Source organism: Methylosinus sp. DMC45 (genome assembly GCF_056313885.1).
This window is the reverse complement of record NZ_JBQUZK010000051.1, coordinates 116887-143719: the sequence shown is the minus strand read 5'-3', so window position 1 is coordinate 143719 and position 26833 is coordinate 116887. Positions and strand designations below refer to the sequence as shown.

The window sequence follows — 26833 nt, the reverse complement described above, 5'->3', positions numbered from 1 at the left end:
GCTCTCGTGCTGCTCGCGAGCTTCGCTCTGTTCATCTTCAATCTCGCATGGAGCCGCGGCCATGGCGAGATTGCCGGCGATAATCCTTGGGGCGGCGCGACCCTCGAATGGGCGACGAGTTCGCCCCCTCCGCCCTATAATTTCGTGCTTCTCCCCGTGGTCGCCGGTCGAGAGCCCTTGTGGGAGAAAGAGAGCGGCGCGCCGACGGCTGTTCGGGGATTGCGCGCGGACGCGCGGCAAATATTGACCACCACATCGATGGAGGCCCGCCCGGATATTCGACAATCCTCGCCGGAGCCATCAATCTGGCCCTTAGTGGCGGCTCTCGCAGTGGCGGCGACCTTCCTCGCCTCTATTTTCACGCCTTGGGCCGTCGTCTGGGGCTCCATCCCGATCGCATTTGCGCTGATCGCATGGTTTTGGCCGAAGGATGCGCCGGAGGACAAGCAGTGACGCAGCGCGCCGTGCATGAGGCTCCCGATTTGGACGTCTCCGATTTGCCGACCTTCGGCTTCGGACCTCGAATGACGACCTGGTGGGGCACGCTCGGATTCATGACCCTGGAAGGCTTCGGCTTCGCCCTCGCGATCGCGATCTATTTCTATCTAATGGCCGTCAACCGACAATGGCCGCTCGCGGCGCCGCCTCCCGATCTCGCGCCAGGCACGGCGTCTCTGATCCTCCTTCTCGCGAGCGCCATACCGAACAGGATGCTGGCCGGATTGGCGCGCGAGCGCGATCTGCGGAGGGTTCGCGCCGGCCTCGTCCTGATGTCGGCCATCGGCTTTCTCCCTTTGCTGATCCGCTTCTTTTTCGAGTTCCGCGCATTTCACATTCTGTGGAACGGCAATGCGTATGGCTCCGTCGTCTGGCTCATTCTCGGCCTGCATACGGCGCATATCGTAACGGACCTCGGCGACACACTGGTCCTGACCGCGCTCATGTTCACGCGCCGCGGCGCGGCCGCGAGACGCTTCTGCGACGTCGAGGACAATGCGCTCTATTGGGATTTTGTCGTGCTGGCATGGGTTCCGCTCTATCTCGTCCTCTATTGGGCGCCGCGCCTATGAGCCGCCGCGCGCTCGCCCTCTTCGCCCTGCTCGCGGCGCCACTCGCCTGGGCCGTCGCCACCGAGGTGAATTATGCCTCGGCCGGGCGCGGCTGTGATCGTGCTTTCGTTCCGATCGCGCTAGTCGCCGCCGCTTGCCTCCTGCTGACAATCGCCGCCGGGCTTCTGTCCTACCGCATCCAAATCAAGTCCTCCCGCTCCGGACGCGAGGCAGGCGTCGACCGCTTCGTCTCGACAACTGGCGCGCTCGTCGCCGTTCTGTTCGCATTGCCCATCGCCATGCAGGTTGTCGCCGCGCTGGTGCTCGACCCATGCGCCCGCTGAGATGCTCGCTCGCATTGGCGTTCCTATTCGGCGCGCCCGGCGCTGCGCGCGCACATGGGCTCGGAGCCGATGGGGGGGCAGGAGAGATCGCCGCCGCTTTGCTCGCGGTCATGGTCGTTGTCTATTGCGTTGGCTTCCTCCGCCTGCACGGCCGACGTCAGCCGCTCGCGCCCGCGATCTGCTTTGCGATCGCCGCTCTCGCTCTCGCGCTCGCTCTCGCCGGGCCGCTGCGCGCGGCGAGCGAAACGCTCCTTTCCGCGCATATGCTCGAACATGAGCTGCTCATGGTCGTTGCGGCTCCATTGCTCGTCGCATCGCGGCCCATCGGCGCGCTCTTGTGGGGACTGCCCAGGCTCAGCCGACGCCGCCTCGGCTCGGCGATGAAGAGCCCTTCGTGGAAGCGCCTCTGCGCGATGTCGACAGGCCTGCTCGCGGCGACCGCTCTCCACGCCGCGCCAATCTGGCTCTGGCATATTCCGTCACTGTTTCGCGCCGCCCTGCACAACGGCGCGCTACACACGATTCAGCATCTGTGCTTCTTCGTCGGCGCTCTGCTTTTCTGGTGGGCGATCTTCCATCGCCCCGCGCGATTCGGCGCAGCCGTCATCGCCCTATTCGTCACGACGCTGCATACGGGATTGCTCGGCGCGCTTCTGTTCGTCTCGCCTCGCCTGCTCTGTCCCCCTGCCGTCGATTGGCGTAGTCTTCTTTCGCCTATAGAGGACCAGCAGCTCGCGGGAGCCATCATGTGGATCGCGGCCGGCTTCGTCTATGCCGGCGCCGCCCTCGCGCTGGCGGCGCAATGGATCGCCGTCAGCGGAGCCCGCGCCGCGATCAACGCCCGAACAACGCCAACAATATGATGATCGGGATGGGCACCCCGATCAACCAAAGCAATATGCCACGTCCCATTGCACCCTCCTATCGCCACGGTCTCACAAGATTGCGGAGATCGACACTCTCGTCCTGATGCCGCCCGCCCACCCGCGCCGCCGCCCATGCCGTCGCAGCCCCTACAGCAAGCGTTGCCGCGGTGAGGAAGCCGAAGTAGACGCCAAGCTTTCGCGCCTTGTCGGCGTCCGACTTCATCTGCCCCGAAACGGCCTCGAGCCGCTCATCGGCAGATGGGGGCGCCAGATTGGTTCGCGACGCGATTATATTGACGAGATACTCCCGGTCCTCGCCGGAGAAATTCCCTGTCGGATTCGCGACCAGAAGACGCGACACGACATTCCTCGTCACCTCGGCCACCGGAGCGCCCTGCACGACATCGCCGTCGCCACGAAGAAGCCGGTCGACATAGCGGTCGGTGAGCGAGGATTCGCCATTCGTGGAGGGCGACGCAGCTGACGTCGATCTCACCACCGTGTCGACAGTCGCCGCTGCTAGCAGCGCGCCGATCACGACAGCGAGCGCCCAGACCGTCAATCCGCTCACTCCATCGCGAAGGTCGACCTCCGACTGGGACGCGCGCTCGGCGCGCCGCCTGAGACGACCGGCGAGATAGCCGCCGGCTGCAAAGCTCGAGACGGCGACAAAGATCATCCATAAGCCGGCCGCGATATAGAAGAAGGCGGGACTGGCCCCGCGATAGGGTGAAGCGGCCGTCAGCCCGATCGACGCGCCAAATGTCGTGGCGACGAAGGACACGGCCACCGCCACCAGCGCGCCGGCGATGATCGCCGGCCAGTCCACGAGATAGGTTGGAGCCGTCTGCACCGCATGCGCGGCGCTGGCGTCGATATCAGTCATGACCTCATCCTTTTCTGTCGTCAGCGCAAGCCGAGAAAAGACAAGATCGCGAGGACGACGACGACTAGGCCGACAAGATAGATGATCCCGTCCATCTCACGCTCCTCTGGTATTGGAAGCAGCCCGCTTCCTGCCGCTTCCATTGTCGAGGTGGGATTCCAAGCGATGCGAATATGTCGTCAGATCCTTCGCCTCCTCCTCGGTCAGTTTCACGGTCGCCGAGCCTGCTCCGCCATCGAGCGGAATCTGACCGACGACATCATCCAAGCGATTCCATTCGGCGCCGGAGTTCCATGGACCATTGCTGTCCCCGCTGCCTTGCGATGTGTTGACGTAGAGATTGGCGAACTGCCGCTTGCCTTCGAGCTTTCCCGGCGGGAAATTCCGCTCGATGGAGCAAAGCGCCTTTTCGAAGGATTTCTGATGCGCGATTTCACGCGTCATCAGGAAGGATAGAGCGTCCTTGACGCCCGGATCCGCCGTGACATTGACGAGGCGCTCATAGACGATCTTCGCCCTCGCCTCCGCCGCGATATTCGACCGGAGATCGCAGGCGGGATCGCCGATCGTGTCGATATAGGCCGCCGTCCACGGCACGCCCGATGAATTCGTCAGTGCCGGGCCGCCGCCGTACAGAATCGCCTGCGTATGACTATCCGCCCCTTCCGTGAGCGACCGATAGAGATCCGCCTCCGATTGCGTCGCTTCGGCGAGCTCGCCTTTGAGCCCGCGATTCAGCATAGAGACGATGCTGCCGATGATCTCGAGATGCGACAGCTCCTCCGTCGCTATGTCATAAAGCATGTCCTTGCGCCCCGGATCTTCCTCCGCCAGCGCCTGCGTGAAGTAGCGCATTGCCGCGGCCAGCTCGCCCTGCGGCCCGCCGAATTGCTCGAGCATGAGGCTCGCGAGAACCGGGTTGGACTCCGACACGCGAACCGTATACTGAAGCTTTTTATTGTGCATGAACATGAGGCGCTCCCTTTGTGGCTTACGCCGCACGCCGGTTGATCGTCTGATCGGCCAGAGCGGTGAGCTTTGCGTCGGCCGCTTTCTCCTCCTCGAGAGTCTCGCGGAGCAGAGACACGCAGTCCGTTTTGCCCAGGCACTGCGCCCAGGCGATGAGCGTTCCATAACGGGCAATCTCATAATGCTCGACCGACTGCGCCGAAGCGATCAGCGCCGAATCCAGCACCGATTTGTCGGCAATATCGGAATTCACCTCCTCCGCTTCGTCGATGATCCCATCGATGGCGGGACAATCCACCCCTTGCGCCTCGCTTCCTTGCAGCTTGAACACCTCCTCGAGCCTCCGCACCTGCTGTTGCGTCTCGCCGAAATGCGCCTGCAGCGCATTCTTCAGCGCCGCCGACGATGCATTGTCGATCATCTTCGGAAGAGCCTTGAGAATCTGATTTTCAGCGTAATACATGTCCTTCAGCTGATGCAGAAAAAGATCTTCCAAGTTCTCGATGTCGCGGCTGAATAGTCCCATATCGTCCTCCCGACTCTCCGCTTTCTCGTCCTTTCGAGTAGTCCGAATTAACCGGCAATTTCGCAACAGGTTCCGGCGCCGAGGAAATAATGTCATTGCCGGAACGGCCGCCGCAAATGAAAAGCGACAAATTGAAATCGCACGCGGGCCTATAGCGAGGCGCAAAGGGCGAGGCGCGACATGGCTGCATGGACCCAAAGCGCCTCGCCTGCGATGCTCAGCCTTTCCACTTCGAATGATATTTGAACTCGGGGGCCGCTTTGAGCTGATCCTTGGTCGCATTGGCGGTCGCGCGCCACTTCTTTCCCGACTCGTCATATTTAATCGAGATGGACGAGGGCTGCACCGCGACATAGCGCTCCCCCATTCCAAGGAAGCCGCCGACGGATAGAACATAGCCTTCGAGCGCGCCGTGCTCGAGCACGACATCCGCTATATCGCCGATCTTTTCATTTTTTTGATTGTAGACGTCGAGGCCAACCACATTGGAGCTGAAGACTGCATCCGGCTGCACGGAAAGATATTGAACGGGCGCGGTCGCTTGGCTCCAGGCGGCTGTCGTCAGCAGTGTCGCCGCCACCACGGCGGCATAACGATAATGTCTCATCGCCTTCTCCTCCTCGGCTGGATCGAATGGAAACGATATTTGCCGCGAAGTTGTTCCGTCTCGCCGATAAAATCTGAAAATGCGGCCGGGGGGCCTATATCTGCGCCGCGCCGATTGGAGCAAAAGGCAGAACATGAACGTTCATTCTGAACCGAAGGACCAGCGAGCCGACAATTCGACGCTAGCCTCGGTGATCGATCGAAACATCGCGTCATTGACCGCGCGCCGTCGCCGCGACCGCGCCGCCCCCGGTCTTCGAGCGAGAACGGCCGACCTCATCATCCGCTTCACCGGCAGCATGTCCTATGTCTACATCCACGTCGTCATTCTCATCTTCTGGATCGCGATCAACCTCGAGACTCTGCCTTTCATCCGCCCCTGCGACTCGAACTTCATTCTGCACGCGACGACGACATCGGTCGAAGCCATATTCCTCTCGACCTCTATTCTGATCAGCCAGAATCGCGTGGCGGAAAATGATCGCGATCGCGCCGACCTCGACCAGGCGCCGCGGCGGGACTAATTCGGCGAGGCCCACGCCGGCCGGGAGCCGGCGCGGGGGAATATATCGTGGGGAGATCAGAATCAGGCTTGCTGGTCGTTGCCTTTCCCTCAATCGCGCTCGAGCACCATACGCTCCGCTTTGCGCCGAGCCATTTCGCTCCATCGCGAATCACGCATGAGGAGCGGTTCGGTCGCGATCACCGCGCGCGAATAGACGCGCCGTCGGAGTTGTGTCCGTCGCGGACACCCCGAGCGCCGACGGGCGCGGGAACCGCGAGAACATCCCCTGGTTATCTCCTGACGGCTGCGACCGAGGGCCACGCCATGCACATCGACCCGACGCTGCTCATTCTGATATATCTCGTCATGCCGATCTGGCTCGCCGCAGGCTTTGCCGATTGGCTCTGCCACAGGGCCACATTCATCGAGCGAACGACCGGGGCGAAGGAATCCGCCATTCATCTCCTCATGTTCGCGGAGATCGGCGTTCCACTGCTGGCAGCGTTGTTCCTCGAGATCGACTCGCTGGTGATCGCGGTCATGATGCTCGCTTTCATTTTGCATGAGGTCACCGCCTTCTGGGACGTCGCCTATGCGTCGGCAGCGCGTGTCGTCACACCGATGGAACAGCATGTCCACAGCGTTCTGGAGATGATTCCGTTGATGGCGCTGCTCTTGATCGCGGCGCGCCACTGGGACCAGGCGACTGCCCTGGTCGGCATGGGCGAAGCGCCGGCGCGCTTCGAATTGACTTGGAAAAGAGAGGCGTTGCCGACCGCCTATATCGCCACCGTGCTCGTCGCGGCGCTCGTCTTCGATCTCCTGCCCTACGTCGAAGAGCTCATTCGCGGCCTCGTCGCGAATGATTGGCGCACCACGCCTGAAGCCGCGCGGCGTGCAAAAGTCGAATAGAAGATCAGCTACTGTTCTTTCCCATCGCTATCGCGCATCTGCAGCACGGCTACGGCGATCACTCCGAGAACGAACGCGGGGATCAGACGATTGGCGCCGACCTTGCGCAGAATGTCGACGCCTGTCGAAATCATCGCCGGAACCGAGAGCGAGTCCGATCCGAGCGCCGATTCTGCCGCACGAGCCCTGATAGCCAACTCGGCTCGAACGCGGCGCGCGCGGCGACGCGCGCACAAATGCATCACACCGCCGAGCAGCAGATAGGCGGCTCCGAGCGCGAGGCTCGCATTTACAGTCCCCATCGTCGATTGCGCCCACACAAAGGCCGCGGTGGTAAAGAACGCCAGCGCCACGCCCCCGCTTGCCGCCACGACGGCGGTCGATCCCGCTTTCGTCAATCGGGATTCGACCGCTTCCTGTGCGTCTCCTATTAGCCTCGTGAGCACATCGACCTCTATTCGTCCCCGTTCAACGACGAAGCTGGCTGCCGACGAGAGCTCCGACACCGACCGCGATCGCCAAGCTGACGAAGGGATATTCCCGCACCGAACTCTCGATCGCGCCGCCGACATTGTCGGGCGCTATTTTGCGCGCCACCTCTTGCCCCTTCGAGCTGGCGTCTGATATCACCCGATCGATGTCGCCGCCGAGCTTTTGAAGGCGTTTGCGCACGTCTTCGCCCACGTCGGAGCCCGTCTCTCCGAGAGCCTTTGTCAGATGACTCGCGAGCCCGCTCAAATCCTCCTTCAAGCTCTCGAGGTCGTCTTGGAGTTCGCTGCCTCGCATTCCCATGGTCGACTCCTCTCCTCTCGTAGCGAGCTGAAAACGTCGCATCGAGACGGTGGTTCCGGCCCGCGCTGCGCTATTTCGGCGCTTTTGCTCGCGGCGCTTTCCCGATCTCGGACGGGACGGCGCAGGGCCGCCGGACCTCTTTTTTTGACCCCTTTCGCTTTCTAGAGAGCCCGAGAGCGTGAGCGCCACGCGCAAATCCTGAACCAAAGGCACGGAACTTCGCCAAGAGCGGGTGGCATCTCTCGAGCGGAGAAGGAGAGACGGATGGATCGTCCCCATGCCCAGCCGGTCGACACGCCAATGAAGCGCTCGGCCACGTTCTGGCGCGAGGACCAGTGGTGTTCCCACTAGCGCGCGCGGCGACTGTTCCGAGGCTCATTACGAACGTCGGATCGACGGCCGACAACTCCCGATCGAGCTACCGGCGACACTGCTGTAACTCCTATTGATCCGGATGTTTGTGGAGGCGCCGCTTCGTCCCTTGATCGAAGTGCTTCACTGCATTCGTAGATAGATGGCCTCGCGCTGCGGGCCAGCTTCGTCAAAGGATTTGTCGAACGCTTTCCCCGCGGGGCCGATGAAGGGGACGCCACCCAAATCCTCGCGGTCCCCTGACATCTCGCTGACTATAAATGCGCGCTTCGCTCCTTCCGGCCACGGCGCGGGTCGCGTCGCGGAAGAGCGGGCAGCGCCTGCATTTCTCGGCCTCTGCGGCGAGCACATGCAGCGTCTGATCGGCTTCAATTCCGGAGTCACGTTCGACGGTCACCCGCCTCTCCTCGATCGACGCGCCGTTGCAGGAGTCGCCGAAATGCCCGCCGTCGCTCAGCGCAAAGTGTAGAGATACGCCGCTATGTCGACGCTCTGCTCCTCGCTCAATCCCATATCCGGCATGGCGTTTCCGGGGACGATCTTCTGCGGATCGCGCAGCCATGTCTTCAGGTTCTCCGGCGTGTTGCGAAGGAGGCCGGCGATGAATACGCGACGACCGATCTCGCTGAGCGGAGGGCCCACCACGCCATTCGCATTCGCTATGCCCGGTATGGAGTGGCACGCGCCGCAGCCCGCTCTCGCGATCTCGTCGGCTCCTTTGCGCGGATCGCCTTCCGAGCCGACGCTAGCCGCATCGCGGCCTCGCGTGAGCTCTCCGCATGATGCGAGCAGGAGCGTGATCACCAGCATCGTCACCCTCGACGCCCGCACTATGTCATGCGCCTCGCCGTCGCACCATTGCAGATCATTCATGGCGCGGCCCGCGCCAATACAATGGAGGCGAGTGCTCGTTCCATCTTTCGCTCCTCCACCAATATCATCGATGCGGCTTTTGGCCGAATGAGAATGATTGTGTATGGCTCCAAGGCGATGCGCTCTGGACAAATTCCGCTGGAACCTGCTCGATCTTCATCGTGTCACGGGAGAATGTCTCGCCCCATCTCTTGGTCGGCTCCTTGCTGATCGACTGGATATAGGCGGTAAGATCCCAGATGATCTGCTCGGGCAGCGTGGCGCCCCAAGCCGGCATTCCATTCGGACGGCCTTGGTAGATGCTCAGATAAATATTGGCGGGATCGCCGCCATACACGAAATGCCGATCGCTCAAGGACGGCCCCATGCCACCGCCGGCATTGGGCGCATGACAGCCGACACAGTTGAAGGTGGCGAAATAGCTCATCCCCCGCTGCTCGCCTTCCGGATCTCCTGCGACCGGATTGTCGAGCCTTTGCGGCGGCGACGCGTTGCCGGGGAGCAAAGCGGACACCGGAGCGTCGAAGACGCGTCTCGGACTCGCGTTAAAATCGAGCGGACAGTTCGTCCCCTGCGCTTTGCAGCTCGGCAGAGGGGGCGGCCTGGCCGCGGTGCGGCCGGCCTTGTTACTCGTCGGGTGTCCGACGGGACGAGCGCTTGCCGCATATGTGAGCAGCGCCGCGACGACGATGCAGGCCGCCGAGATCCGATCATGGGTCCGTCCTGGTCGCATCTCGTGTTCCTTTATCGGGGCACGGAGGCTCTATCTTCCGAGAGCAGTGGAACCGCAAAAGATTCCAGAAGCCCGCGAATTTCCGCGCGACGGCGCGCGATGGTTTCGTCGAGGCGTCGCTGCAATGCATGGTCGCCCTTGCGCACGCCCATGGATATATCGAATGCGAAGCGCAGAGGCGCGAGCTCCTCTTCCGCATCGATGACGGCGATCCGAAGCGGTATAGGCGATCGCGAGGCGGCGTAACCAGCTAGCGGACCCCAAGCCGCGGCGATGTCGATCTCTCCCGCCTCGACCGCCTCGATCAACCGCATCGGCGGGGTCTCCTGCGCATAATCGCCATAGACGGTGTACCCGATGACATTGTCGACAATCCCCCGCTGCCCCAAGGCATGGACTGGCGGCGTGTTCATCCCGTCGTCGCCGATGAGCTGAACGCCGATCTTGAGCTCGCGCAGAAGCGGATCCTGCAGCGACGACAGCTCCAAGCGCCGGTCGGCGCGCGAGACCAGAACATAGCTCGAGCGGTAATAGGCGCTCGTCGTCTCGACGAGATCATAATCCTTCGGAACGCCGATGATGACGTCGCAGAGCCGCGCGTTCAGCGTGTTGCGCACAAATCCGCGCCTTTGCGCCCACCATGTGTAGGAGAGGCTCTTTCCCAACTCGCGCGCCGCCAGCTCCGCGAGCTTGTTTTCGAAGCCATCCCCTCGCGAATTCGAGAAAGGCAGATTGTTCGGATCGGCGCAGACGCGCAATTCGTCCGTCTGCGCAGGAGCGGCTCCGATCGCGATGCGGCCGAGGACGAGCGCCGGGGCCACGAAGATACCGATTCGGAAAAAAGCTCGAAACCCCATTGCGCGCCTCCTAGGGCGAGGGACTCTCCGCGGCGCCTTGGCGTGACGTCGACGGCGGCCCGAGCGAGAAGACGAGCAGCGAGCTGCCGCCGACGGTGTAGAGCGGCAGGTCCTGCGTGGCGCCGACGAAACCGAGCGCGGAATTGCGCACCCGCGGATCGACTTCCGCATTCGCCACCACACCCGGCCATCCGCCGACGCCGGAGATGATGGCGACATATTGCACGCCGTCGCGTCCGAGATAGGTGACAGGCTGTCCGATGAAGCCGGACGGCCCGCGAAACTGCCACAGCAGCTTCCCCGTGTAGGCGTCGACGGCTTTGAACATTCTGTCCATCGTCGCATAGAAGGCGACATCGCCAGCCGTTACCAGCGCGCCGCTCCATACGGGCAGGTGCTCCGTGATCGCCCAGATCTTTGCCCGCTTCACCGGATCCCAGGCCATGAATTCGCCCCGATGGCCGCCCGGCCCCGCATACATATCGACTGTCGCGCCGACGAATGGCGTTCCGGCGATATAGCCGACCTCGCTCGTCCTGAAATTCGCGCAGAGATGCTGATGCGGCACATAGAGCAGCCCGGTCCTCGGCGACCAGGCGGTCGGCTGCCAATCCTTCGCTCCTGGCGGCGCGGGGCAGATATTCTCGATCGTCTTGTCTAGCGACGGCTCGAATGCGGGGTCAGGCCGAATGCGGCCCGTCTGCAGATCGACGCCCTTATAGACAGTGACGCTGTCATAAGCGTCGGCGGACAGCACCTCGCCGGTCTTGCGGTCGATGACATACATATAGCCGTTGCGGCCGGGATGCAGCAGAACCTTGCGGAGACCGGCCTCCATCTCGAGATCGACGAGCACATTCTCATTGATTTCGTCATGGTCCCAGAGATCATGCGGACTTGCCTGATAGGCCCATCTCGCCGCGCCCGTATCCACGTCGCGTGCGAAGATCGTGCTGGTCCAGAGGTTGTCGCCGGGCCGCTGATTGGAATTCCAGGGCCCCGGATTGGCAGTGCCGTAATAGACGTATCGTAGCTCCGCATCATAGGACAGCCAGCCCCAGGCGGTCCCGCCGCCGGTTCGCCAGCGATCAGGCGGCCATGTCGTCACGCCGAGATCAGCGCCTTTCATCCACTCATAACGAGGATGAAAATCTGGACCGATGAGGACGTCCGCGTCGGGGCCGGTCGCATAGGCGCGCCAGGCGATTTTGCCGGAGGTTTGATCGACGGCGGCGAGCCAACCGCGCACGCCCATCTCGCCACCGCTATTGCCGGCGAGCACCTTGCCCCTCACGGCGAGTGGCGCCATTGTGATCGTCTCGCCGAGATTGATGTCGCCGAGCTTCGTGACCCATAGCTCGCGCCCGGACTGCGCATCGAGCGCGACCATGTGATCGTCGAGCGTGTTCAGGAATATCTTGCCATTGTCATAGGCGAGCCCTCGGCTGACGACGTCGCAGCAGGCGACGCCCTTGGCGGCGGAATTCGGCTTGGGCGCGTAGGACCACTTCAGTTCGCCAGTCGCGGCGTCGAGCGCGAAGACCTGATTGGGATGCGGGCCGTCATAGGGCGCGACCACGTACATGTTTCCGTCGATGACGAGCGGCGCGGCTTCCTGGCCACGGCTAGCGCCCACGGAAAATGACCATGCGAGCCGCAACTGTCCGACATTCCGACCGTCGATCTGATCGAGCTTGCTGAAGCGCGTGTTCTCATAGTCCCGCGGCGCCATCGGCCAATTCGCCGCTTCCGACGAGAGCGCGGTGAGATCCCGCGGAGCGGAGATACAGGGAAACGCGGCGAGCGCTGACGCCGTGGCGAGAGATTTCAAAACCAGCGCAGATCGTGACATAGGTGAGGCGCGCATGACAGAACCTCGACAACAAGACGGATCGAACAGAATGAACCGGCAATGGCACATAGGGCGAGCCGCTCCGCTGGCTACTTCGAACCGATCGACCCGAAATCTCGCCGGCCGTGGCTTCCGCTGATCGGAACTTCCTTTCACGAGAAGCGTTGCACCCGCGACCGTTACTTCCAATCCCGCGTACAGCGGAGGGGACAGGACGAATGCCCGAGTATTCGCATCCGCCTTTTTCGAAGCAGCGACAAGCGCCGCCTGGGGTGACGAAGAAGATGACGCCGCTTCCCGACCATGGCGAAACCTCCTATCCGGGAGCCCGACGGCTCGTGGACAAAAAGGCGATCATCACCGGCGGCGACAGCGGCATCGGAAGGGCCGTCGCCATCGCCTTCGCGCGCGAAGGAGCCGATCTCTTGATCTCTTATCTGAACGAGGAGGAGGACGCCCAGGAAACGAAACGTCTAGTGGAGGCGGCGGGGCGCTCCGCGCTGCTGCTTCCCGGCGACATTCAACACGCCTCCCACTGCCGCGCAATTGTCGAGAAGGCTGCTACCGAATTCGGCGCGATCGACATTCTGGTCAACAACGCCGCGCATCAGGCGAGCTATCAGGACATAGAACGCATCGGCGACGAAGAGTGGGAGCTTACCTTTCGCGTCAACATCCACGCAATGTTCTACCTCACGAAGGCCGCCGTGCCGCATATGCCGCCGGGCGGCTCCATCATCAACACGACTTCCATTAACGCCGACGATCCCAATCCCACTCTGCTCGCCTATGCGACGACGAAGGGCGCCATCCAGAATTTCACGGCGGGGCTGGCGCAATTGCTCGCCGACAGAGGCATTCGCGTCAATGCGGTAGCGCCCGGTCCAATCTGGACGCCGCTTATCCCCTCGACCCTTCCGGAAGACTCGGTCGTCGACTTCGGAGCCCGCGCTCCGATGAAACGGCCGGGACAGCCCGCCGAGCTCGCGACCGCCTATGTGATGTTGGCCGACCCGCTTTCGAGCTATATCTCCGGCGCGACGATCGCCGTGACGGGGGGCCGGCCATTGCTTTAAAATATCTTCGGCTAAAGTGCGCGGGTCCGGCGCCGGAAACGCTGCGGGCCTGCTCACCCTAGCGACGATCACTTCGCGCGCGTGCTGATCTTCCCGCTCCGCTCCAACGCCGCCGCCTCCACTTCAGCCGCGCCGCTCAACCCGGACTCGCGCGCAGCCTCGTCTATATCCGCGTCGCTCACGCCCGCGCGCCGCATCGAGATGTGATCCGCGCGGCCATGCTCCACGAGTTGCGTCGGGCGCCCTTTGACGAAATATCCGACAGTCCTGGACCGCGCAGCGAGCAGCTCGACGAGCCAGAAGGTGACGACCATGACCGCCGTCGCCACGATAGTCGGCACGAATGGCGTGTCTCCTGTGAGCGTGCGACTGAGATTGGAGCCGACAATGATCGTGACCGCGATCTCGAGCGGGTTCTGCTTTCCGAAAGCGCGGCTCGCAAACAGGCGGATCAGGAGCAGTCCATAGAAAAAAAGAATGATCGCGCGAAAGCTCATTTGAGATGAGGAGAGGACCGCTCCATCCTCGCCGATGATATCGTAGAATGATCGCACGTCGGGACAGCTCCGTCAGCGGTGGCCGCAAGATACGCCGACGATAAACGGATTGCCCCGCCGCCCGTTCCGAGACGCGGCGACTTTGGCATCGCGCGAAGGCTTGTCTCCCACTCGGCTTCGCTCACGTCCCGGCGGGCGGCATTCAGAGATTGCGCCAGCTCACTCCCCGCGACGGCGCTCCATTCGAGCTGCGACGCCGCACGCCGGACGAGGCTTATTTTGGTTGTGGAAAGGCCGTGATGGCGACACGATCGTCACCGCGATTTTGTCGAGCCTTCGGGCTACGCTCCCGACGCGCGAGAAAATCGCGAAAGCACAGCGTTCGACAGACCTCTGCAGGAATCTGCCTCATATTCGCGGGGAGTTCGAAATAGACGAAGCCAGCTCTATCTCGAACGCGCCCGCTGGAATGAAGGGTTCGCTTGCCCGAGGTGCGGCTTCGCTGGCGAGCCGTTCCGTTTCGAGGCGCGTCCGGGGGTTCCGCGCTGCCGCGCATGTGGCAAAGACGTAAGCTTGATGGCTGGGACCGTCATAGAGCGCAGTCACACGCCGTTGTCGACGTGGTTCTGGGCGGCTTACTTGATCCCAGCCAAACGCCGGGAAAGTCGGCCGTTCAATTTCAGAGGCAGCTCGGCCTGTCGCGCTATGAGACGGCCTTCGGTATTCTTCACGAGCTCCGCGCCGGCATGGTGCGCCCCGAGCGCGATAAGATCGGCGCAAGCCACAAGAGCATGTCGAAGTGGACGAAACGTGGGTTGGAGGACGGACCCGAGGCGAAGGCCGGGGCGTGCATCACAAGGTTCTCGTCTCCTGCGCCGTGGGGGTGTGGCGCCGGAAGCTTGGAACCAAGCTCGACGATCGGAAAGACGGTCGCTACGCAGGACGCCTCGCCGTCGTCCCCGACCCTAGCGCAAAGTCGCTCTGCGGATTCGTCGAGAGCGCCGTTGCTCCCGGATCGCTGATCGTCACCGACGACTGGAGCGGCTATGCCAGTCTTCGCAAGCGCGGCTTCGACCACCACGCGATCGCCCAATGGGGAGACCCAGAAGTCGCAGAGGAATTCCTGTCGATCATCCACTTGGTCTTCGCCAATTTGAAGACCTGGATCAACGGAGTCCATCATGGGGTCAGCGCCAAGCATCTACAGGCCTACCTCAACGAACTCACCTTACGATTCAATCGGCGCTTCTATCCCTTCAACGCGTTCCGCTCGCTGCTAGGAATCGCGGGAGGCGTGGCCGCGCCAACCTTCGACGGGCTTTACTGCGGGGAATGGGCGCACCCTACATTTAGTGGCTGTGGGTAATAACCGGATAGGCAAGGAAGACCCTTCGAAGCCCGGCATGTCAGCGAACTGGGCTGCGCTCAAGGACGGGGCATTTGTTCGCCCGTCAGTCGGCGCCGCAGCCATCGGGCCGCAGCCCGTCAGGCTGTGGTCGCAGGTCGACCTCGAGGAGAATGGAAACGATGTGTTCCGAGCCGACCCTGATCTCTTGCTCCCGAACCAGCGTCGGAGACCCGGGGGTCAGCCACGTCTGACCAGACTCTCGCAGTACTCGAGGTAGGCTCTCTGATGAATCGTCATCAGACCCACACAACTGCGCCACAGCCAATTCGGTGCTTCGATCTCGCTTTTTTCGTGCTCAAGCTCGTGCGCCCATCGACTCCGATCATCTTTCGACAATTGGACTCCGTGCGCCCGACCGAGAACTGCTGCGAGATAACGAGCCACCTCGATCGCTTGATGTTCGTTGAGCCTGGTGATTTCGAGCTTCAAATCCTGTGGAAGCACTTCTCTGACGAAAACGGATCTTCCTAAAAGCGTCCGTGCAGCCATCCGGCTCCCGAGCCCGGGGGAGAGGACTTTTGCGGCAGCGACCACCCTCGGCGCCTTGTTGTCATCCATAAAGCGGGCAACCTGTGGACCCTTCGCTTCGATCGCTTCCTTGACATCTATTAGCCGCCAAGTAGCGGCGGACTTCGATTTAACGTGGAGCAGAATGGCCAACCGCAATAGTCCGAGAGAGCTGCATCCTTTCACCCAATAGGCCGCATCCTGCAATTTTGTGCCGGCCGTCGTTGGATCGACGTCGAGCACAGTCTCGAGGAGTTGTTTGTCATTTACGAGTTCCCGGACGGCGGTGCGCTCGTCGCCGCTGAGGTCCCAATACCGCTTGCCACGAGGAAAATAATGTTTGGCGCCATGGGCTTCCGCAACGGCCAATTTCTTCCAGTCCCTATGATAGGCAGCCCGCAGGGAACTTCTGATGCATTTCGGCGTCGCCTCCTTTTCGTCGCACTTTAGTAAAGCGTTTTTGTATGCGTAGGTCATCTCTTCCATCATATCCAGGATTGTGACGCCGGAGAGTGCGAAGTCGCGGATGGCTGTTCCTAATGAGAGTGCAAGCCGCAGGAGATCATGCGCCGGGTTCCCGACCACGGACTGATCGAAATCGCGCAAGGCTATTTCAACATCGCCGCTTCTGACGCCGACCGGTCCGAAGTTGCCATAATGGCAGTCACCGCAGATCCAAACAGAGGGGCCCTGAGGGATATGACAATTGGCTTGCTTCTCCAGCCACTGGTAAAAGTGTTCCGTCGTGCCCCTGACAAAGGTCTGCGATGATCGCGACATTTTCAAGCGCTTCCGCGTCTGCAGTTCGGCATTACGAGACTGAGGAGGCGCAGCATAGCTATTGCGAAGCAAGAGACGATCGAATACGGCACGCGCCAACCGTTCCTTTCTCGCATACGAAACCGAGGATGTTTGAGCATGCATTGCTTTGCTACGGCTCCGTGCTGAGTGTCACCGATTCCATAACAACCTTTTCACCGACTAGTTCCAGGCCCCGCCCATCGCGAGTTCGCGTGACACGCGGCTATGCCCCAATCATAAAATCGCGAGCAGCGCATCTTCGTTGAGCGCGTTCCAGGGCTCGCGGCGCCGTTCGCGCGACAAACGACACGCCATCCGGGAATTGTTCGCCTGTTCGGGCTTAGTCGGTGGAGGGCCGTCCGAATGTCTTGAGAGAGTTCAAGCGAAGTGTGAGCGCCGGCGCTACGCCTGAGCGCGAGCGGATCAAGGCGCTGGAGCGCGAGAACCGCGAGCTGCGGCAGCCTAACGGGATCTGCGCAAGGCCTGGGCTTATTTTGCGGCGGCGGAGTAGGAACTCCGCTCGAAACAATGATCGCCTTCGCCGAGTTTACCCGAGGCCGCGTCGAGCCCTCGGTCGGCAGCTTCCTCAACAGCTACGACATCGCGTCTCGCCGAGACGATCAAAGTCGAGCGCCTCAACGGCGAGATCAAGCGCCGCACCAAGGTCATCGGCCTCTTCCCGAACGAGAAGGCGACCAAGCGCCTCGTCGGCGCACGCTGGATTGTCTTGCTGCTTTGAGCGATGACCCCTCGTCAGCCTGCCCGTGACGCCCTGATCAGACCGGCGCACGCCGGAAGTCCCTCGGCGCCGAGCCCTCGAATACACCGCGTCACGGGACACGACCAAGCTCCGGTCCAACACCGGACCCGCTGGTGTTGGACGCGCTACATCTCCGCACCAAAAAACGCTTTTCCTTCGCTCGAGGCTGACCAGCTGGCAGGAACCATCCATGTGGCGACGCGTTCCTCCGTACCCCCGACGATCGCGAAGGAGCGGCCTGTTAGTGACGTTTCTAGCGACTCAAAAGAGAGGTTAACGAAATGGCAAGAGCTGAAAGATCAATCGACGCAATCGCTTTGCTCAAGGCGGACCACCGCGAAGTCGAAGAACTGTTTGAGGCCTTCGAACAGGCAAAAGGAAGCACCGCGAAACAAAAGATCGCTAACGAGATTTGTCTTAAACTTATTGTTCACACTACGATCGAGGAGGAGCTGTTTTACCCAGCGCTAGCCGGAAAAATCGAAGAGGACATACTGCAGGAGGCATATGTCGAGCACGACGGCGCGAAGATGCTGATCGCGGAAGTGCTATCAGGGCGCGCGAATGACGAGTTCTACCACGCAAAGGTCAAAGTGCTTGGGGAAGATATAAAGCATCATGTGAATGAGGAAGAGCAGATCGGGGGTATGTTCACGCAGGCGAAACGGTCGGGCGTGGACCTGCACGAACTCGCAAAACCGCTCGCGGAGCGAAGAGAGGAACTTGCCAAGCGATTCAAGGAAAAAGGTATTCCAATGCCAGAGACGCGCGCGATGAAAGGCATCAACCTGAGAGCCGGTCATCCGGTGCACGCGACCAGCGCCCGACAATAATACAGGAGTTGTTAGCATTGCACTGCTCCACCAGGAGCGATAGGCGATCCGCGATCGATCGCTGCATGTACGAGCACATTATGAGTCTATGCGATCATTTTTCTTATCGTTGCGCTGAGCGCCGCCTTTTTCGGCTTCAAAGGGTGGCCGTGCTTTGCATTGCAGGGCTACTCAATTGCTGTCTGGGTCCGCTCGTAGAGAACGTGCCTGCCGTTCGCCGGAATCCTCGGCGGACCTGACGCGTTTGGTAGCGTGCGCCTATGCCGAGGCCCTGCAAATTTCTCCGAAGGCCTCGACACGCTGCATTGGAGCCTGCAGATCAGGCCGCGTCGCGCAGACGCCTTATGAGATCGTGGTTTTCTTTGACGCCAGCATACTGACGTTGGACTGTGGATTTGAGTTCCGCCGGAAGGTCCGATTGCAGCGCCTCTTCATATGCCGCCTTGGCGACGTCCTCGCCACGCTCGCATTCGGCGAGGACCGCCTTGTCGTCACCGCCGGTGACGGCGGCCGTCAGATTGGTCCATGCGCGGTGCAATGCGCCGCCGACCGTTCCGTTGGAATTTGGCTCGCCGCCGAGTTTCGATATTTCCGCGTCCAGCTCACGCGCGCCTATTTCGCAGCGTTGAGACGCGGTCTCGAGAGTGGTCTTGAGATTGGCGCTTTTCACGGCCTCGGCGGCATCGGAAAAGCCCTTGGCGCCATCGCGACTGATGTCCGCGAGATGGGTGAGGATGGAGATGACATTCGTCATTGCTAAACCTCCGGCTTGTCTGCGAAGGCCGCCGGCCACGGCGGCATACGAGGACACAAGTTCGCCTCACGACCTCGTCGCGGTACAACGAATCAGAACGCCCCCTGTTCCAAAAGCATTTTTAAAAAGCGCGGAGATTTTGCGGCTTGAGCGGCTACTCGGCGGTGCTATCTCGCCTTTGCTGTCGACCGACCAGTCGGCGCCGATCGGGCGTCACGGGGTGCGTCCCGCGCGCCGGAGCGACGACGAATTTACGGGGCCGGCGCCGCGGCTCTCTCCGGAAAAAAAAGCAGATCGCCGCTCGGCGAGCCAGGCAAGCGCTTACCGATCGAACGGAATCGTTCGATCGGTAAGCGCTCTATTGCGAGTCATTCCAGCGCGTTCCTGAGCGCATCACGCTCGACATCGACGACACCTCGACGCTGTCCATGGAGGCCAGCAGCTCCGCCTCTTCAATGCACATCATGACCGGCCGCTTCGTCTAGGTAATGCCGCGGCCAGCCAAGCGCCCCAGCGGAAAGGAGGCCAAGCGCTTCCTGCGCCGACTGCTGCGCCAATTGGCCGAGAACGAAAATTCTGCTGCGCGCCGATAGCCACTATTGCACGCCCGAGACGATCGATTCTGCCGGGTCCATGGCCTCGACTCGATCTTCAGCGTCGCCCCGACGACGACGCTGAGATCGCATATCCTCGGGCTCGAAGCCAAAACCAAGGCCGTGTTCGAAGCGGCGCCTTCGGCCGGCAAGGCGCGGCGCTACAAGGAATTCCTCGACGGCTCGCGCTCAAAAGGGCTGCCCTTGAAATCGATCATTGCGCTGTTCCGCCTGACTGACGACGGAGAACATAGCCCGAAATGGTCCGCGTCAAAATTTTGGACCGAACCCACGCTTTCGAGACGACGGCGACGGTGTTCGACCTGCATTGATCCCTGAAGCGACCCAGCGCATCGCGCTCACCACAGCGGACAAAACCGATCGGCCGTGCAATACTCCTTCCGTTATTCATATTGATTGGAGGACTACATGTCTTCGTCCACTCTCGTTGCTACTACCGCCATTCCCGCGCCTCCCGCTCCGCCGAACGGCCCGTCGGACTGGTCGACCGCGGTTCGCGGCAACGCCTTCTCCAACATCGAACGTCTCGGCCAATGGGTCGGCGGAACCATGCTGCCATCCTATAATGATCCTTCCACCTCCTTCGAATCGGTCGCCCCAGGCAGCCTGGGCGCCGGAACGACGCCGCCGACCATTTATGTCCTCATCCACGGCTGGGCGCCGACCTATCGCTCCATCATCGACCAATATAATGGCGATGTGCTGTGGTGGGGCGCCAACGCCGCCCTCGGCGGCGTATGGACATCGGACTGGGCTTGGCTTCCGTCGTCCGCGCCGTCGGCGCCGATCAATTTCGTCGGCGTGCTGCAATCCATCGTCCAGCAGGACCCGAACGCCGTCGTCCTCGCTTATTCCTGGATCGACGATTCGGCGACCGAGAAGGGCTTCGACGGATATCAGGACGTTTATCAGTCGGAAGCCTATACCCACGTGAATGGACTGCGTCTCGCCGACGCGCTCGAGCAGGCGATCGTCCCGAGCTTCTGGAACGCGCACACCGGCCTGCTGCGTCTCATCGGCCACAGCCACGGCTCCAAGGTCGCGACCGTTGCCGCGCTGACGCTGCAGCAGCGCGGGCGGCGGGTCGCGCATCTCACTATTCTCGACTCGCCCGAGAGCACGACGCCACTCGAGGCGAACGGCGCGAATCTGCTTGGCTTCCATCTCGATCAGCTGCAGATCGAAAATCCGTCCTATTCCTGCGCCGCCGGCGTCTTCATCGACAATTACGCCTCCTATTTCGGCGTCGCTTATCAGGGCGGCGGCGACATCGGGAATATCGTCGAAGTGGCGCTGCAACCATCAGAGCTCTATTTCAGCGACCCCGGCGATGAGCACGCCTATGCCGCGACCTGGTATGGCGGCGCGGCGATCGGCGCCGCGCAGAACAACGAGCCGCCGCTCGGCCTCGCCTGGCCGCCAGCGCCCAAGTCGTTCCTGCCCTCGCTCAATCAGAACTGGCCGGGCGGCGCCAATACCTATTCGCAATGGAATTTGCAGGTCGGACCGTCGATCGGCACCACGTACGCCTATTCGACGCAGGCGCTGCCGATCGCTCTCGTCGATTTCGGCGGCAATGTCCGTTTCGACTCGAACGGCGGCGGCCGTATTTATCTCTGGCCCGCGCCCGGCCGATATCCGGCGTTCTCCTACTTCCAAGGCAGCTACGACAATTCGGATTTCGGCGACGGATATGGGCTCGCCTTCGACTTTCAATGGATCGGGCCGCAGCCCGGCGATTATCTGGTTGTCACCGCCGAATCGCCGGTTCTCGGCGATCAGGAAGTGATCCTTGTGATCGACGGCGCCTCGGCGCCGCTCGGCGTGACCCCGGTCGCGACGTCGAGCAAGGCGGGCGGCGATGGTTTGAACTTCTACGTCTATTTCCTCGCGGCGGCGAACAACGCGACCGGCCGTGTCGCCTTGTCCAATTTCCGACTCGTTGAGGTGACCGACCCGACCGGCGCGTTGCGCGCGCGCCGCATCGCGGCCGCGGAGGCGAAAGCGCGGGCCACGGAGAAGGCGGATCGCGAGTCGGCGGCATAACGGGTGCTGTGATCGCTCGCTGTCTTGCGGACGCAGGCCGGTTAGGCGTCTCCTAACATAAGGAGCACCACCATCACGGCGGCGTCCTTGTCGAGACGCTTTGGCGCGGCCGCTAGTAGCCGCACCAAATTGGCGTAGAGGTCGTCCGATGCCACTGTGGCGGTACCCGCTTGGCCGGGGCTCGCGACTCTACCCAGCGGAGCTGGTGAGCGCGACGAGCTTGGGCTTGCTGGCGGCGACAAGCTTGTCGCGAATCGCCTTCAGCTCGGGGTTGAAGCGCGTGCATGGCGCCGACGGAACAACGCCGACCGCACGGCGGCTCGCCCGCCGCCGATGAAGCTTTTGCCGCGCCATTGTCCGGACTACCGCGTCCATCGCGCGACGTCGATGAGCGCCCCGATCTTTTGGCGATCGACGATTCCGAGCTCTGGCAGCTCGGCGATGAGAGTGCGAGCAAAGGTCGCCGGAACCGAAACGATGAGATCCTCCTGTCATTCGGCGCGGTGCGTTGCCCCAATCGGTGTGGAGGCCACGAGAATATACAGGAGCAATCAACGTCTCGGTTTGGTGACTCCTTGCCGATTAGGGGTCAAAGCGTCGAGCGATTCACACCGCAGTCCTTCGCCATCGGGCTCGGGGTCCGTTACGGCTCCAGCGAGACGCCCGATCAAAACCTTCACCCCGGTAAATCGGCCTCACGCCGCGGAAAAGCGTGATTGATCGTCACCGTGCCTACTATGAGCAGCGGCGTCGCCAGGAACGCGCCGATCGGTCCCCACAGCCACGTCCAGAACGCGACGGCTAGAAACACCAGCCCGGGACTGAGTGTCAGTCGCTTGCCGACGATGCTCGGCGTGACGAAATATCCTTCCATCGTGTCCAACACGGTAAACACGGCGGGCGCGATGAAAGCCTGCCCGGGCGAATCGAAGGTCGTAAGGCCGCCTCCAATCAAGAGAGCGAAGATGATCGCCGGTCCTAGGTAGGGCAGGAATTTCAAGGTGAATGCCAGCACTCCCCAGAGAAGAGGTTGCGGCAGACCGACGAGCTGCGCGAGGATGGCGATAATCGCGCCAAAGCCTAGATTGACGCCCGTCACCACGGCAACATAGCTCGTCAAAGTGGTCTCGATCTCGTTGAGGATTCGCAACGTACGCAGGCGGCTCTCCTGATTATCATAGGACAGGACCAAGAACCTCCGCAGCTCGTCGCGGCTCGTTAGTAGGAAGAATAGAGCCGCGAGGAAGATACCCATTTCTCCCACCGTCGGGGTGAGGAACGTCAGTGCGGATCTCGCCAGCTCGGTTACATTGATCGTCACTGCTCCCGTGCCGGCAGCGTCGCCTTGCAGACGAAGCGGGTCGAGCGGCTGCATGAGCGGACGCAGTTTAGCGATCAAAGCGGTCAGGATCTCTGGCGTGTGCGTCATCCAACCGATGACGAAAGCCGCGGCAGGGATAATCGCGGCGTTTAGTGTGGCGAGAGCTCCGCAGATTACGAGCAGACCAAATAGCCAAGCCGGGACGCCCCACCGCTTCGTTGCCATCTCGAGCGGTCCGAGTACGAGCGCGAGAACGGCGGCCGAAACGATCGGCAACAACAGCGTACGCGCCAGCTCGAGTGTCGCACCGAGCAGAATGACGAAAATGCCTACAATCGCGACCTGCGTCGCGGCTTCCCAAGCCGCTTCTCCATTCCGAGACAGCGACGCCGTGGACCGGTTTGTTTCAAGGGAGGCCATTCCGTTGCTCCGGCGGGGCATCGCACGGACCGTTCGGACGCGAAGTGCGGAGCAGAACGAGGCGATTTTCCATCTCCTCAAACGTCGTACACTCTGACTGGTTCCGGGGCGGCGTATCTGCACCGCTCTGGACAACGTAGCGAAGTCGCTCCTCGAAACGCGCGAGGGCGTCCGACGCGCTCTCGAAGGGCACCTGCAGGCGCTCGAATGAAACAGAGCTGGGAATATCTAACCCCATTTTAATTCCATGCGAAGCAAGGCTACTATCAAGTTATATCGAGTGTAGCTTGAGTAATGGAAGATGCTTTTTTCTCTTTCGCCGCCCGGGATCGAAATTCGTCGCTGCGGCCGCCGAAAGCGGCGCTTGGAACGGCTTTGGAAGCGGGCTTTTGGCCCGCAAAATCGACGAAAAGGGGTGTTTTCCGGCCTTTTTCTTGCTTTTCCTTGGGTGGCGAGCGGCGAACTTCGACCTTCGGATGCGACTTCAAACGGTCGATTTGTAGCAACTTTCTATTTTGGAATTCCGGCCGGCAGCCCGTCCCAGAAACGTCTCGCACTCGGAACGTCATGGGGACGGGCTGCCGGGCTATCGGAAGTGAGAACAGGGCCAGCGCACGGTCAGCGCCGCGGCCGCCGTGTTGCTACGCGTTATCGCACAGGTTCCCGAAGCGATAAGAAGGGCGCTCGTGGTCTGACGAGCCGGGACTTCTCGCGGCGCTTTTCTGGTCGGCTATGGATCACAAGCGCCGCGCCTGTCTGGCGGATTCCATGTCCGATAATCTGCGCTTATCGGACATTGTTCAAAAAGGCCGGAAAACCGCGCGCGTCGTTCGCGTTTCATGGCTGGACAGCCCGGAAAAATCGAATTCAGGCGTCGGATCTTTGCGGTTCATCGATGGACCGACGTCGCGGTTCATTCGTGGACTGACGCTGGCGAAGCCCGGATATTCGTGCATCGCCCTCTCGAGAACGGCGGGGCGGACCCCGAGGTCGGCGGCCGTGGTCGCCGCCGAAGCGGCGCGACGGTTTTTCGTTCGGGCCCACCATCCCGGCGGCCACGGCGTCGTTTGGCACTGACCAGTAGACCGCCGCCCGAGGAGCAGCGTGGCCAGGCGGACCCACTTTCGAACCGCACGCCGCGCCGACGCCTTGCATTCGGCTACCCCTTTGGGGTATGCATCGACTATGAATTCGCCCGCCCTCATCACCGTCGTCGAGACAGAAACCTATCTGGCGCGCGCGACGGAGATCATGAGCGAAGCCGAGAGAACGGCCGTCATCGATATGATCGCGGCCGACCCTCGAGCCGGTGATTTGATCCAAGGCACGGGCGGCATGCGGAAGGTCCGCGTTCCGCTGGGCGGAAAAGGAAAACGAGGCGGCGCCCGCCTCATCACATTTTTTCACGACGCCGACATGCCGTGCTTTCTGATCACGGTCTACGCCAAGAACATGCAAGCAGACCTCGATCCCAGACAGCGCAAAGCGGCGACGGCGCTCACCGACGCGATCCGCACCCAATTCCGGAGATAGGACGATGGACGGCAAAGATTTCGAAAGCATGATCTCGGGTCTCGAAGACGCTCTCGCCTACGCCAAAGGAAAGCCGAGCGCAGGAACCCGCGCGCACAAGCTGAAGATCGATCGGAGCTTCATCGCCGAGACGCGCCTCAAAGCGGGATTGACGCAGGAAGAATTTGCGAAGGTCACGGGCGCGTCGCTGGGAACCGTGCGCAAATGGGAGCGCGGCGAGCGCTCCCCTTCCGGCGCCGCAGGAATGCTGGTGAGAATTCTGGCGCGCGACCCGGCTCTGGTGATCCAGGAGGCCGGAATTGGCGAGAGAACGCCGCGCAAAGGACAGCGTCGCGCCAAAACAGCAGCGTGAAAGACGTCACGCTGCTGAGTGCAACTGGCGCGCGGGCACGCCCCGCCGAACTCTTCGTCGAGTTCGGCCCTACCCGCACCAAGGAACGATCGAGTGGCCCCACAATCCACACGGTCGGCCGAAACTGGGCCTCGCATTTGTCCGCCTCCGGCCGGCCGCGTGACGCAGAGGGGAGAAGAGCGACGGCGACTAAGCCGATGACGCCCGATCGCAAGGATGACAGGCCAGCGTCTCGCCGACGCCGAATCCCCGATGCAGATCTCCGGCGCCGCGCAAGTGTTGCATCGGAACCTCCTTTATCCGGCAGACTTTCGCAGGCGCGCTGCCTTCGCGGCCTTGCCGCGCAACAAGGCCATCAGCACAGGCCCGAGCGAGAACTCCCCCGCCCTCGCCTTTTCGGTCAGTACGCGGAGATAACCACCGGCGCTCTTGATCTCATCTCCGCGTTGCAGGATCGCGGCGATGACGATGGAGGCGTCATGCTCACCCAAGACGTCCAAAGCTTGCGACCAAGCGTCTGGCGAAACGCCGAGCGCCGAGCGCACCGTCGCTCCCGCCGCCGCCAGGTCTCGCCATGAGGAAATTTCGCCGCCCTTGCCGTAATCGACGATGTCTGGACAGGCCTCCAGCACCATGCCGAGAGGATAGGTTCGAAGCGGCGGTTTGGGATCGACAGTCCGACAGCGTTCCGACGACGTTCCTGGCGCACGAGCGATCGGCTCCTCGCCCTCTTCGACCTTTGGCTCAGACGAATTGGCCCTGCCTTTTCGAAGGCTAGGTTCAAGATCAGAAAGGTTTGTAGTTTGATTCTGTATGTGGCGCTCAGTTTGAGACTCATTGCCGCTCATATTTTGAGCCTTTACGTGCGTTTCCAGCGACTTGTGGATTTCGGTCGCCAGCGTAGCCAGCTCGCCCGCCAGAGCCTCCAAATTGGTGCGCATAAGCCCTCGCCCATAGCGCCCCGAGAGCGCCGCATAGCGCTGATGCGCGTCGTCCCAGTCGCCCGAAACGCCCTCCTCCAATCCGGTCTCGATCATCTTGACGATGTCCCGGCGAGTGAGCGTGATCTTCTCGCGCAGCAGCGCGATCGCGCGGTTCTCGGCCCGCACCTCCTCGGCGAGGTTCTCGATTTCGCTCGAGCGCGCGACGAGCGGCGCGAGGTCGAAGCCGAAGGCGTCCTCTATGGCTCCCCCCTGCCCTTTCCGGGCGAAGCGTTTACCGTTCGGGGAGTCTCGGCGGATGATCAAGCCTGCGTCGACGAGGCAGGCGAGATGCCGCCGCAGCGTTGCGGGCGCCATGCCGTGGGCGCGAATCGACAGCTCCCTGTTCGAAGGGAATACGACGATGCCGGGGGCCGCTTCGCCGTCCCTCGAATCGCGCTCGGGCAAAGAGAGAGCGGTCTCCTGATGGAAACTCAAAAGTGCGTGCAATACCGATAGCGCGCGCTCGGTGATGCCGAGCGGCTCTTTGGCTTCGGTGAGCGCCCGAAACAGCCGCCATTTGTGGACGACGGTTTCGGATGCGCCAGGCTTGGTGGTGAAATTCTCGGTTGCCGCCTGACTTGCCACCATGGCGAGCGACAGCGGCCGCCGCCCAAAGGGCGTCGTTGGGTGTATCTGCATGATCCTTTGCCTCGTTCAGGCAAAAGAAATCTGCTCACCAAAACGGCGCCGACTCTTGACAGCGATTCGCGGAAGTGGGATTCTCTTAGTTGCGACACTATGAGAAGGGCTTCCGGGACGACGTTTCGGGGGCCTTTTTCTTTTGCG

At 61.8% G+C, this 26833-nt stretch carries 28 protein-coding genes and 6 pseudogenes; 17 read left to right on the top strand and 17 right to left on the bottom strand.

What is annotated here, in order from left to right:
• The 4 genes and pseudogenes from ACT53T_RS17000 to ACT53T_RS16985 form a co-directional block, all read left to right on the top strand.
• Window positions 1-453 (top strand): annotated as a pseudogene (locus tag ACT53T_RS17000) (cytochrome ubiquinol oxidase subunit I); the annotation flags it as partial.
• Window positions 454-464: 11 nt separating this feature from the next.
• Entirely contained in the window at window positions 465-1070 is a 606-nt protein-coding gene (locus ACT53T_RS16995; protein WP_476162122.1) for a cytochrome c oxidase subunit 3, read from the top strand.
• Window positions 1067-1393 carry a hypothetical protein gene (locus ACT53T_RS16990; RefSeq protein ID WP_476162120.1) on the top strand — a complete coding sequence of 109 codons (327 nt, stop codon included), beginning with the start codon at window positions 1067-1069 and terminating at the stop codon, window positions 1391-1393. The genes ACT53T_RS16995 and ACT53T_RS16990 overlap by 4 nt, the downstream gene beginning before the upstream one ends.
• A gap of 14 nt (window positions 1394-1407) precedes the next feature.
• A complete protein-coding gene (locus tag ACT53T_RS16985) occupies window positions 1408-2256 on the top strand; it encodes a cytochrome c oxidase assembly protein (RefSeq protein ID WP_476162119.1) in 849 nt (282 codons plus the stop codon).
• A 58-nt stretch (window positions 2257-2314) separates the two neighbouring features.
• Here ACT53T_RS16985 and ACT53T_RS16980 read toward each other — a convergent pair whose 3' ends face one another.
• From ACT53T_RS16980 to ACT53T_RS16965, 4 genes are all read right to left on the bottom strand, one after another.
• A complete protein-coding gene (locus ACT53T_RS16980; RefSeq protein WP_476162118.1) occupies window positions 2315-3145 on the bottom strand; it encodes a hypothetical protein in 831 nt (276 codons plus the stop codon).
• A gap of 96 nt (window positions 3146-3241) precedes the next feature.
• The gene (locus tag ACT53T_RS16975; RefSeq protein ID WP_476162117.1) at window positions 3242-4117 is read right to left on the bottom strand and encodes a manganese catalase family protein; all 876 of its coding nucleotides are present in this window, start codon (window positions 4115-4117) and stop codon (window positions 3242-3244) included.
• A 19-nt stretch (window positions 4118-4136) separates the two neighbouring features.
• A complete protein-coding gene (locus tag ACT53T_RS16970; RefSeq protein ID WP_476162116.1) occupies window positions 4137-4640 on the bottom strand; it encodes a YciE/YciF ferroxidase family protein in 504 nt (167 codons plus the stop codon).
• A 217-nt stretch (window positions 4641-4857) separates the two neighbouring features.
• Window positions 4858-5247, bottom strand: coding sequence for a PRC-barrel domain-containing protein (locus tag ACT53T_RS16965; protein ID WP_476162115.1), 390 nt, complete (start codon window positions 5245-5247; stop codon window positions 4858-4860).
• Between the two features lie 133 nt (window positions 5248-5380).
• Between ACT53T_RS16965 and ACT53T_RS16960 the strand changes: the two genes are divergently transcribed.
• A complete protein-coding gene (locus ACT53T_RS16960) occupies window positions 5381-5770 on the top strand; it encodes a DUF1003 domain-containing protein (RefSeq protein ID WP_476162114.1) in 390 nt (129 codons plus the stop codon).
• A gap of 305 nt (window positions 5771-6075) precedes the next feature.
• A complete protein-coding gene (locus ACT53T_RS16955) occupies window positions 6076-6663 on the top strand; it encodes a diguanylate cyclase (RefSeq protein WP_476162113.1) in 588 nt (195 codons plus the stop codon).
• A gap of 8 nt (window positions 6664-6671) precedes the next feature.
• Here ACT53T_RS16955 and ACT53T_RS16950 read toward each other — a convergent pair whose 3' ends face one another.
• The 6 genes from ACT53T_RS16950 to ACT53T_RS16925 all read right to left on the bottom strand — a co-directional run bounded on the left by ACT53T_RS16950 (window position 6672) and on the right by ACT53T_RS16925 (window position 12157).
• On the bottom strand, window positions 6672-7061 hold the full coding sequence (locus tag ACT53T_RS16950; protein WP_476162112.1) for a hypothetical protein: 390 nt from the start codon (window positions 7059-7061) through the stop codon (window positions 6672-6674).
• Window positions 7062-7131: 70 nt separating this feature from the next.
• Entirely contained in the window at window positions 7132-7413 is a 282-nt protein-coding gene (locus ACT53T_RS16945; protein ID WP_476162111.1) for a hypothetical protein, read from the bottom strand.
• An 867-nt stretch (window positions 7414-8280) separates the two neighbouring features.
• On the bottom strand, window positions 8281-8700 hold the full coding sequence (locus tag ACT53T_RS16940; RefSeq protein ID WP_476162110.1) for a c-type cytochrome: 420 nt from the start codon (window positions 8698-8700) through the stop codon (window positions 8281-8283).
• Window positions 8701-8764: 64 nt separating this feature from the next.
• Window positions 8765-9127, bottom strand: a complete 363-nt coding sequence (locus ACT53T_RS16935) for a c-type cytochrome (RefSeq protein WP_476162109.1) — start codon at window positions 9125-9127, stop codon at window positions 8765-8767.
• A 317-nt stretch (window positions 9128-9444) separates the two neighbouring features.
• Window positions 9445-10290 carry a substrate-binding domain-containing protein gene (locus ACT53T_RS16930; protein WP_476162108.1) on the bottom strand — a complete coding sequence of 282 codons (846 nt, stop codon included), beginning with the start codon at window positions 10288-10290 and terminating at the stop codon, window positions 9445-9447.
• Between the two features lie 10 nt (window positions 10291-10300).
• On the bottom strand, window positions 10301-12157 hold the full coding sequence (locus ACT53T_RS16925) for a PQQ-dependent dehydrogenase, methanol/ethanol family (RefSeq protein ID WP_476162107.1): 1857 nt from the start codon (window positions 12155-12157) through the stop codon (window positions 10301-10303).
• A gap of 203 nt (window positions 12158-12360) precedes the next feature.
• Here ACT53T_RS16925 and ACT53T_RS16920 point away from each other — a divergent pair, with 203 nt between their 5' ends.
• Window positions 12361-13218: an SDR family oxidoreductase gene (locus tag ACT53T_RS16920; protein ID WP_476162106.1), complete on the top strand. Its 858-nt coding sequence runs from the start codon at window positions 12361-12363 to the stop codon at window positions 13216-13218.
• 68 nt (window positions 13219-13286) lie between these two features.
• Here ACT53T_RS16920 and ACT53T_RS16915 read toward each other — a convergent pair whose 3' ends face one another.
• Window positions 13287-13772 carry a DUF421 domain-containing protein gene (locus ACT53T_RS16915; protein WP_476162105.1) on the bottom strand — a complete coding sequence of 162 codons (486 nt, stop codon included), beginning with the start codon at window positions 13770-13772 and terminating at the stop codon, window positions 13287-13289.
• A 336-nt stretch (window positions 13773-14108) separates the two neighbouring features.
• Here ACT53T_RS16915 and ACT53T_RS16910 point away from each other — a divergent pair.
• Window positions 14109-15081, top strand: a pseudogene (locus tag ACT53T_RS16910) (IS1595 family transposase).
• Window positions 15082-15300: 219 nt separating this feature from the next.
• On the opposite strand, the gene ACT53T_RS16905 reads toward ACT53T_RS16910, so the two are convergent.
• Complete coding sequence (locus tag ACT53T_RS16905; protein WP_476162104.1) at window positions 15301-16554, bottom strand: DUF2252 family protein; 1254 nt, start codon at window positions 16552-16554, stop codon at window positions 15301-15303.
• Between the two features lie 281 nt (window positions 16555-16835).
• Here ACT53T_RS16905 and ACT53T_RS16900 point away from each other — a divergent pair.
• The 3 genes and pseudogenes from ACT53T_RS16900 to ACT53T_RS16890 form a co-directional block, all read left to right on the top strand.
• Window positions 16836-16977, top strand: a pseudogene (locus tag ACT53T_RS16900) (IS3 family transposase); the annotation flags it as partial.
• Window positions 16978-17032: 55 nt separating this feature from the next.
• Window positions 17033-17146 (top strand): annotated as a pseudogene (locus ACT53T_RS16895) (transposase); the annotation flags it as partial.
• 326 nt (window positions 17147-17472) lie between these two features.
• Window positions 17473-18024, top strand: coding sequence for a hemerythrin domain-containing protein (locus ACT53T_RS16890; RefSeq protein WP_476162103.1), 552 nt, complete (start codon window positions 17473-17475; stop codon window positions 18022-18024).
• 319 nt (window positions 18025-18343) lie between these two features.
• Here ACT53T_RS16890 and ACT53T_RS16885 read toward each other — a convergent pair whose 3' ends face one another.
• Entirely contained in the window at window positions 18344-18778 is a 435-nt protein-coding gene (locus tag ACT53T_RS16885) for a PA2169 family four-helix-bundle protein (RefSeq protein WP_476162102.1), read from the bottom strand.
• A gap of 356 nt (window positions 18779-19134) precedes the next feature.
• Between ACT53T_RS16885 and ACT53T_RS16880 the strand changes: the two are divergent.
• From ACT53T_RS16880 to ACT53T_RS16870, 3 genes and pseudogenes are all read left to right on the top strand, one after another.
• Window positions 19135-19399: pseudogene (locus tag ACT53T_RS16880) on the top strand (transposase); the annotation flags it as partial.
• Window positions 19378-19710 (top strand): hypothetical protein, encoded by a 333-nt coding sequence (locus ACT53T_RS16875; RefSeq protein WP_476162101.1) that lies wholly within the window; start codon window positions 19378-19380, stop codon window positions 19708-19710. The pseudogene ACT53T_RS16880 and the gene ACT53T_RS16875, both read left to right, overlap by 22 nt.
• A gap of 90 nt (window positions 19711-19800) precedes the next feature.
• Window positions 19801-21438, top strand: a complete 1638-nt coding sequence (locus ACT53T_RS16870; RefSeq protein ID WP_476162100.1) for a hypothetical protein — start codon at window positions 19801-19803, stop codon at window positions 21436-21438.
• A gap of 189 nt (window positions 21439-21627) precedes the next feature.
• Here ACT53T_RS16870 and ACT53T_RS16865 read toward each other — a convergent pair.
• From ACT53T_RS16865 to ACT53T_RS16855, 3 genes and pseudogenes are all read right to left on the bottom strand, one after another.
• Window positions 21628-21929, bottom strand: a pseudogene (locus ACT53T_RS16865) (IS110 family transposase); the annotation flags it as partial.
• Between the two features lie 185 nt (window positions 21930-22114).
• Window positions 22115-23179 carry an AI-2E family transporter gene (locus ACT53T_RS16860; protein ID WP_476162099.1) on the bottom strand — a complete coding sequence of 355 codons (1065 nt, stop codon included), beginning with the start codon at window positions 23177-23179 and terminating at the stop codon, window positions 22115-22117.
• A gap of 266 nt (window positions 23180-23445) precedes the next feature.
• Window positions 23446-23685, bottom strand: a complete 240-nt coding sequence (locus ACT53T_RS16855; protein WP_476162098.1) for a hypothetical protein — start codon at window positions 23683-23685, stop codon at window positions 23446-23448.
• A gap of 262 nt (window positions 23686-23947) precedes the next feature.
• Between ACT53T_RS16855 and ACT53T_RS16850 the strand changes: the two genes are divergently transcribed.
• The 3 genes from ACT53T_RS16850 to ACT53T_RS16840 all read left to right on the top strand — a co-directional run bounded on the left by ACT53T_RS16850 (window position 23948) and on the right by ACT53T_RS16840 (window position 25064).
• Window positions 23948-24256, top strand: coding sequence for a hypothetical protein (locus tag ACT53T_RS16850; protein ID WP_476162097.1), 309 nt, complete (start codon window positions 23948-23950; stop codon window positions 24254-24256).
• A 108-nt stretch (window positions 24257-24364) separates the two neighbouring features.
• Window positions 24365-24712, top strand: a complete 348-nt coding sequence (locus ACT53T_RS16845) for a type II toxin-antitoxin system RelE/ParE family toxin (protein ID WP_476162096.1) — start codon at window positions 24365-24367, stop codon at window positions 24710-24712.
• Window positions 24713-24716: 4 nt separating this feature from the next.
• A complete protein-coding gene (locus tag ACT53T_RS16840; protein ID WP_024882301.1) occupies window positions 24717-25064 on the top strand; it encodes a helix-turn-helix domain-containing protein in 348 nt (115 codons plus the stop codon).
• A gap of 296 nt (window positions 25065-25360) precedes the next feature.
• Here ACT53T_RS16840 and repC read toward each other — a convergent pair whose 3' ends face one another.
• Window positions 25361-26686 carry a plasmid replication protein RepC gene (repC, locus tag ACT53T_RS16835; RefSeq protein WP_476162095.1) on the bottom strand — a complete coding sequence of 442 codons (1326 nt, stop codon included), beginning with the start codon at window positions 26684-26686 and terminating at the stop codon, window positions 25361-25363.
• Window positions 26687-26833 lie beyond the last annotated feature (147 nt).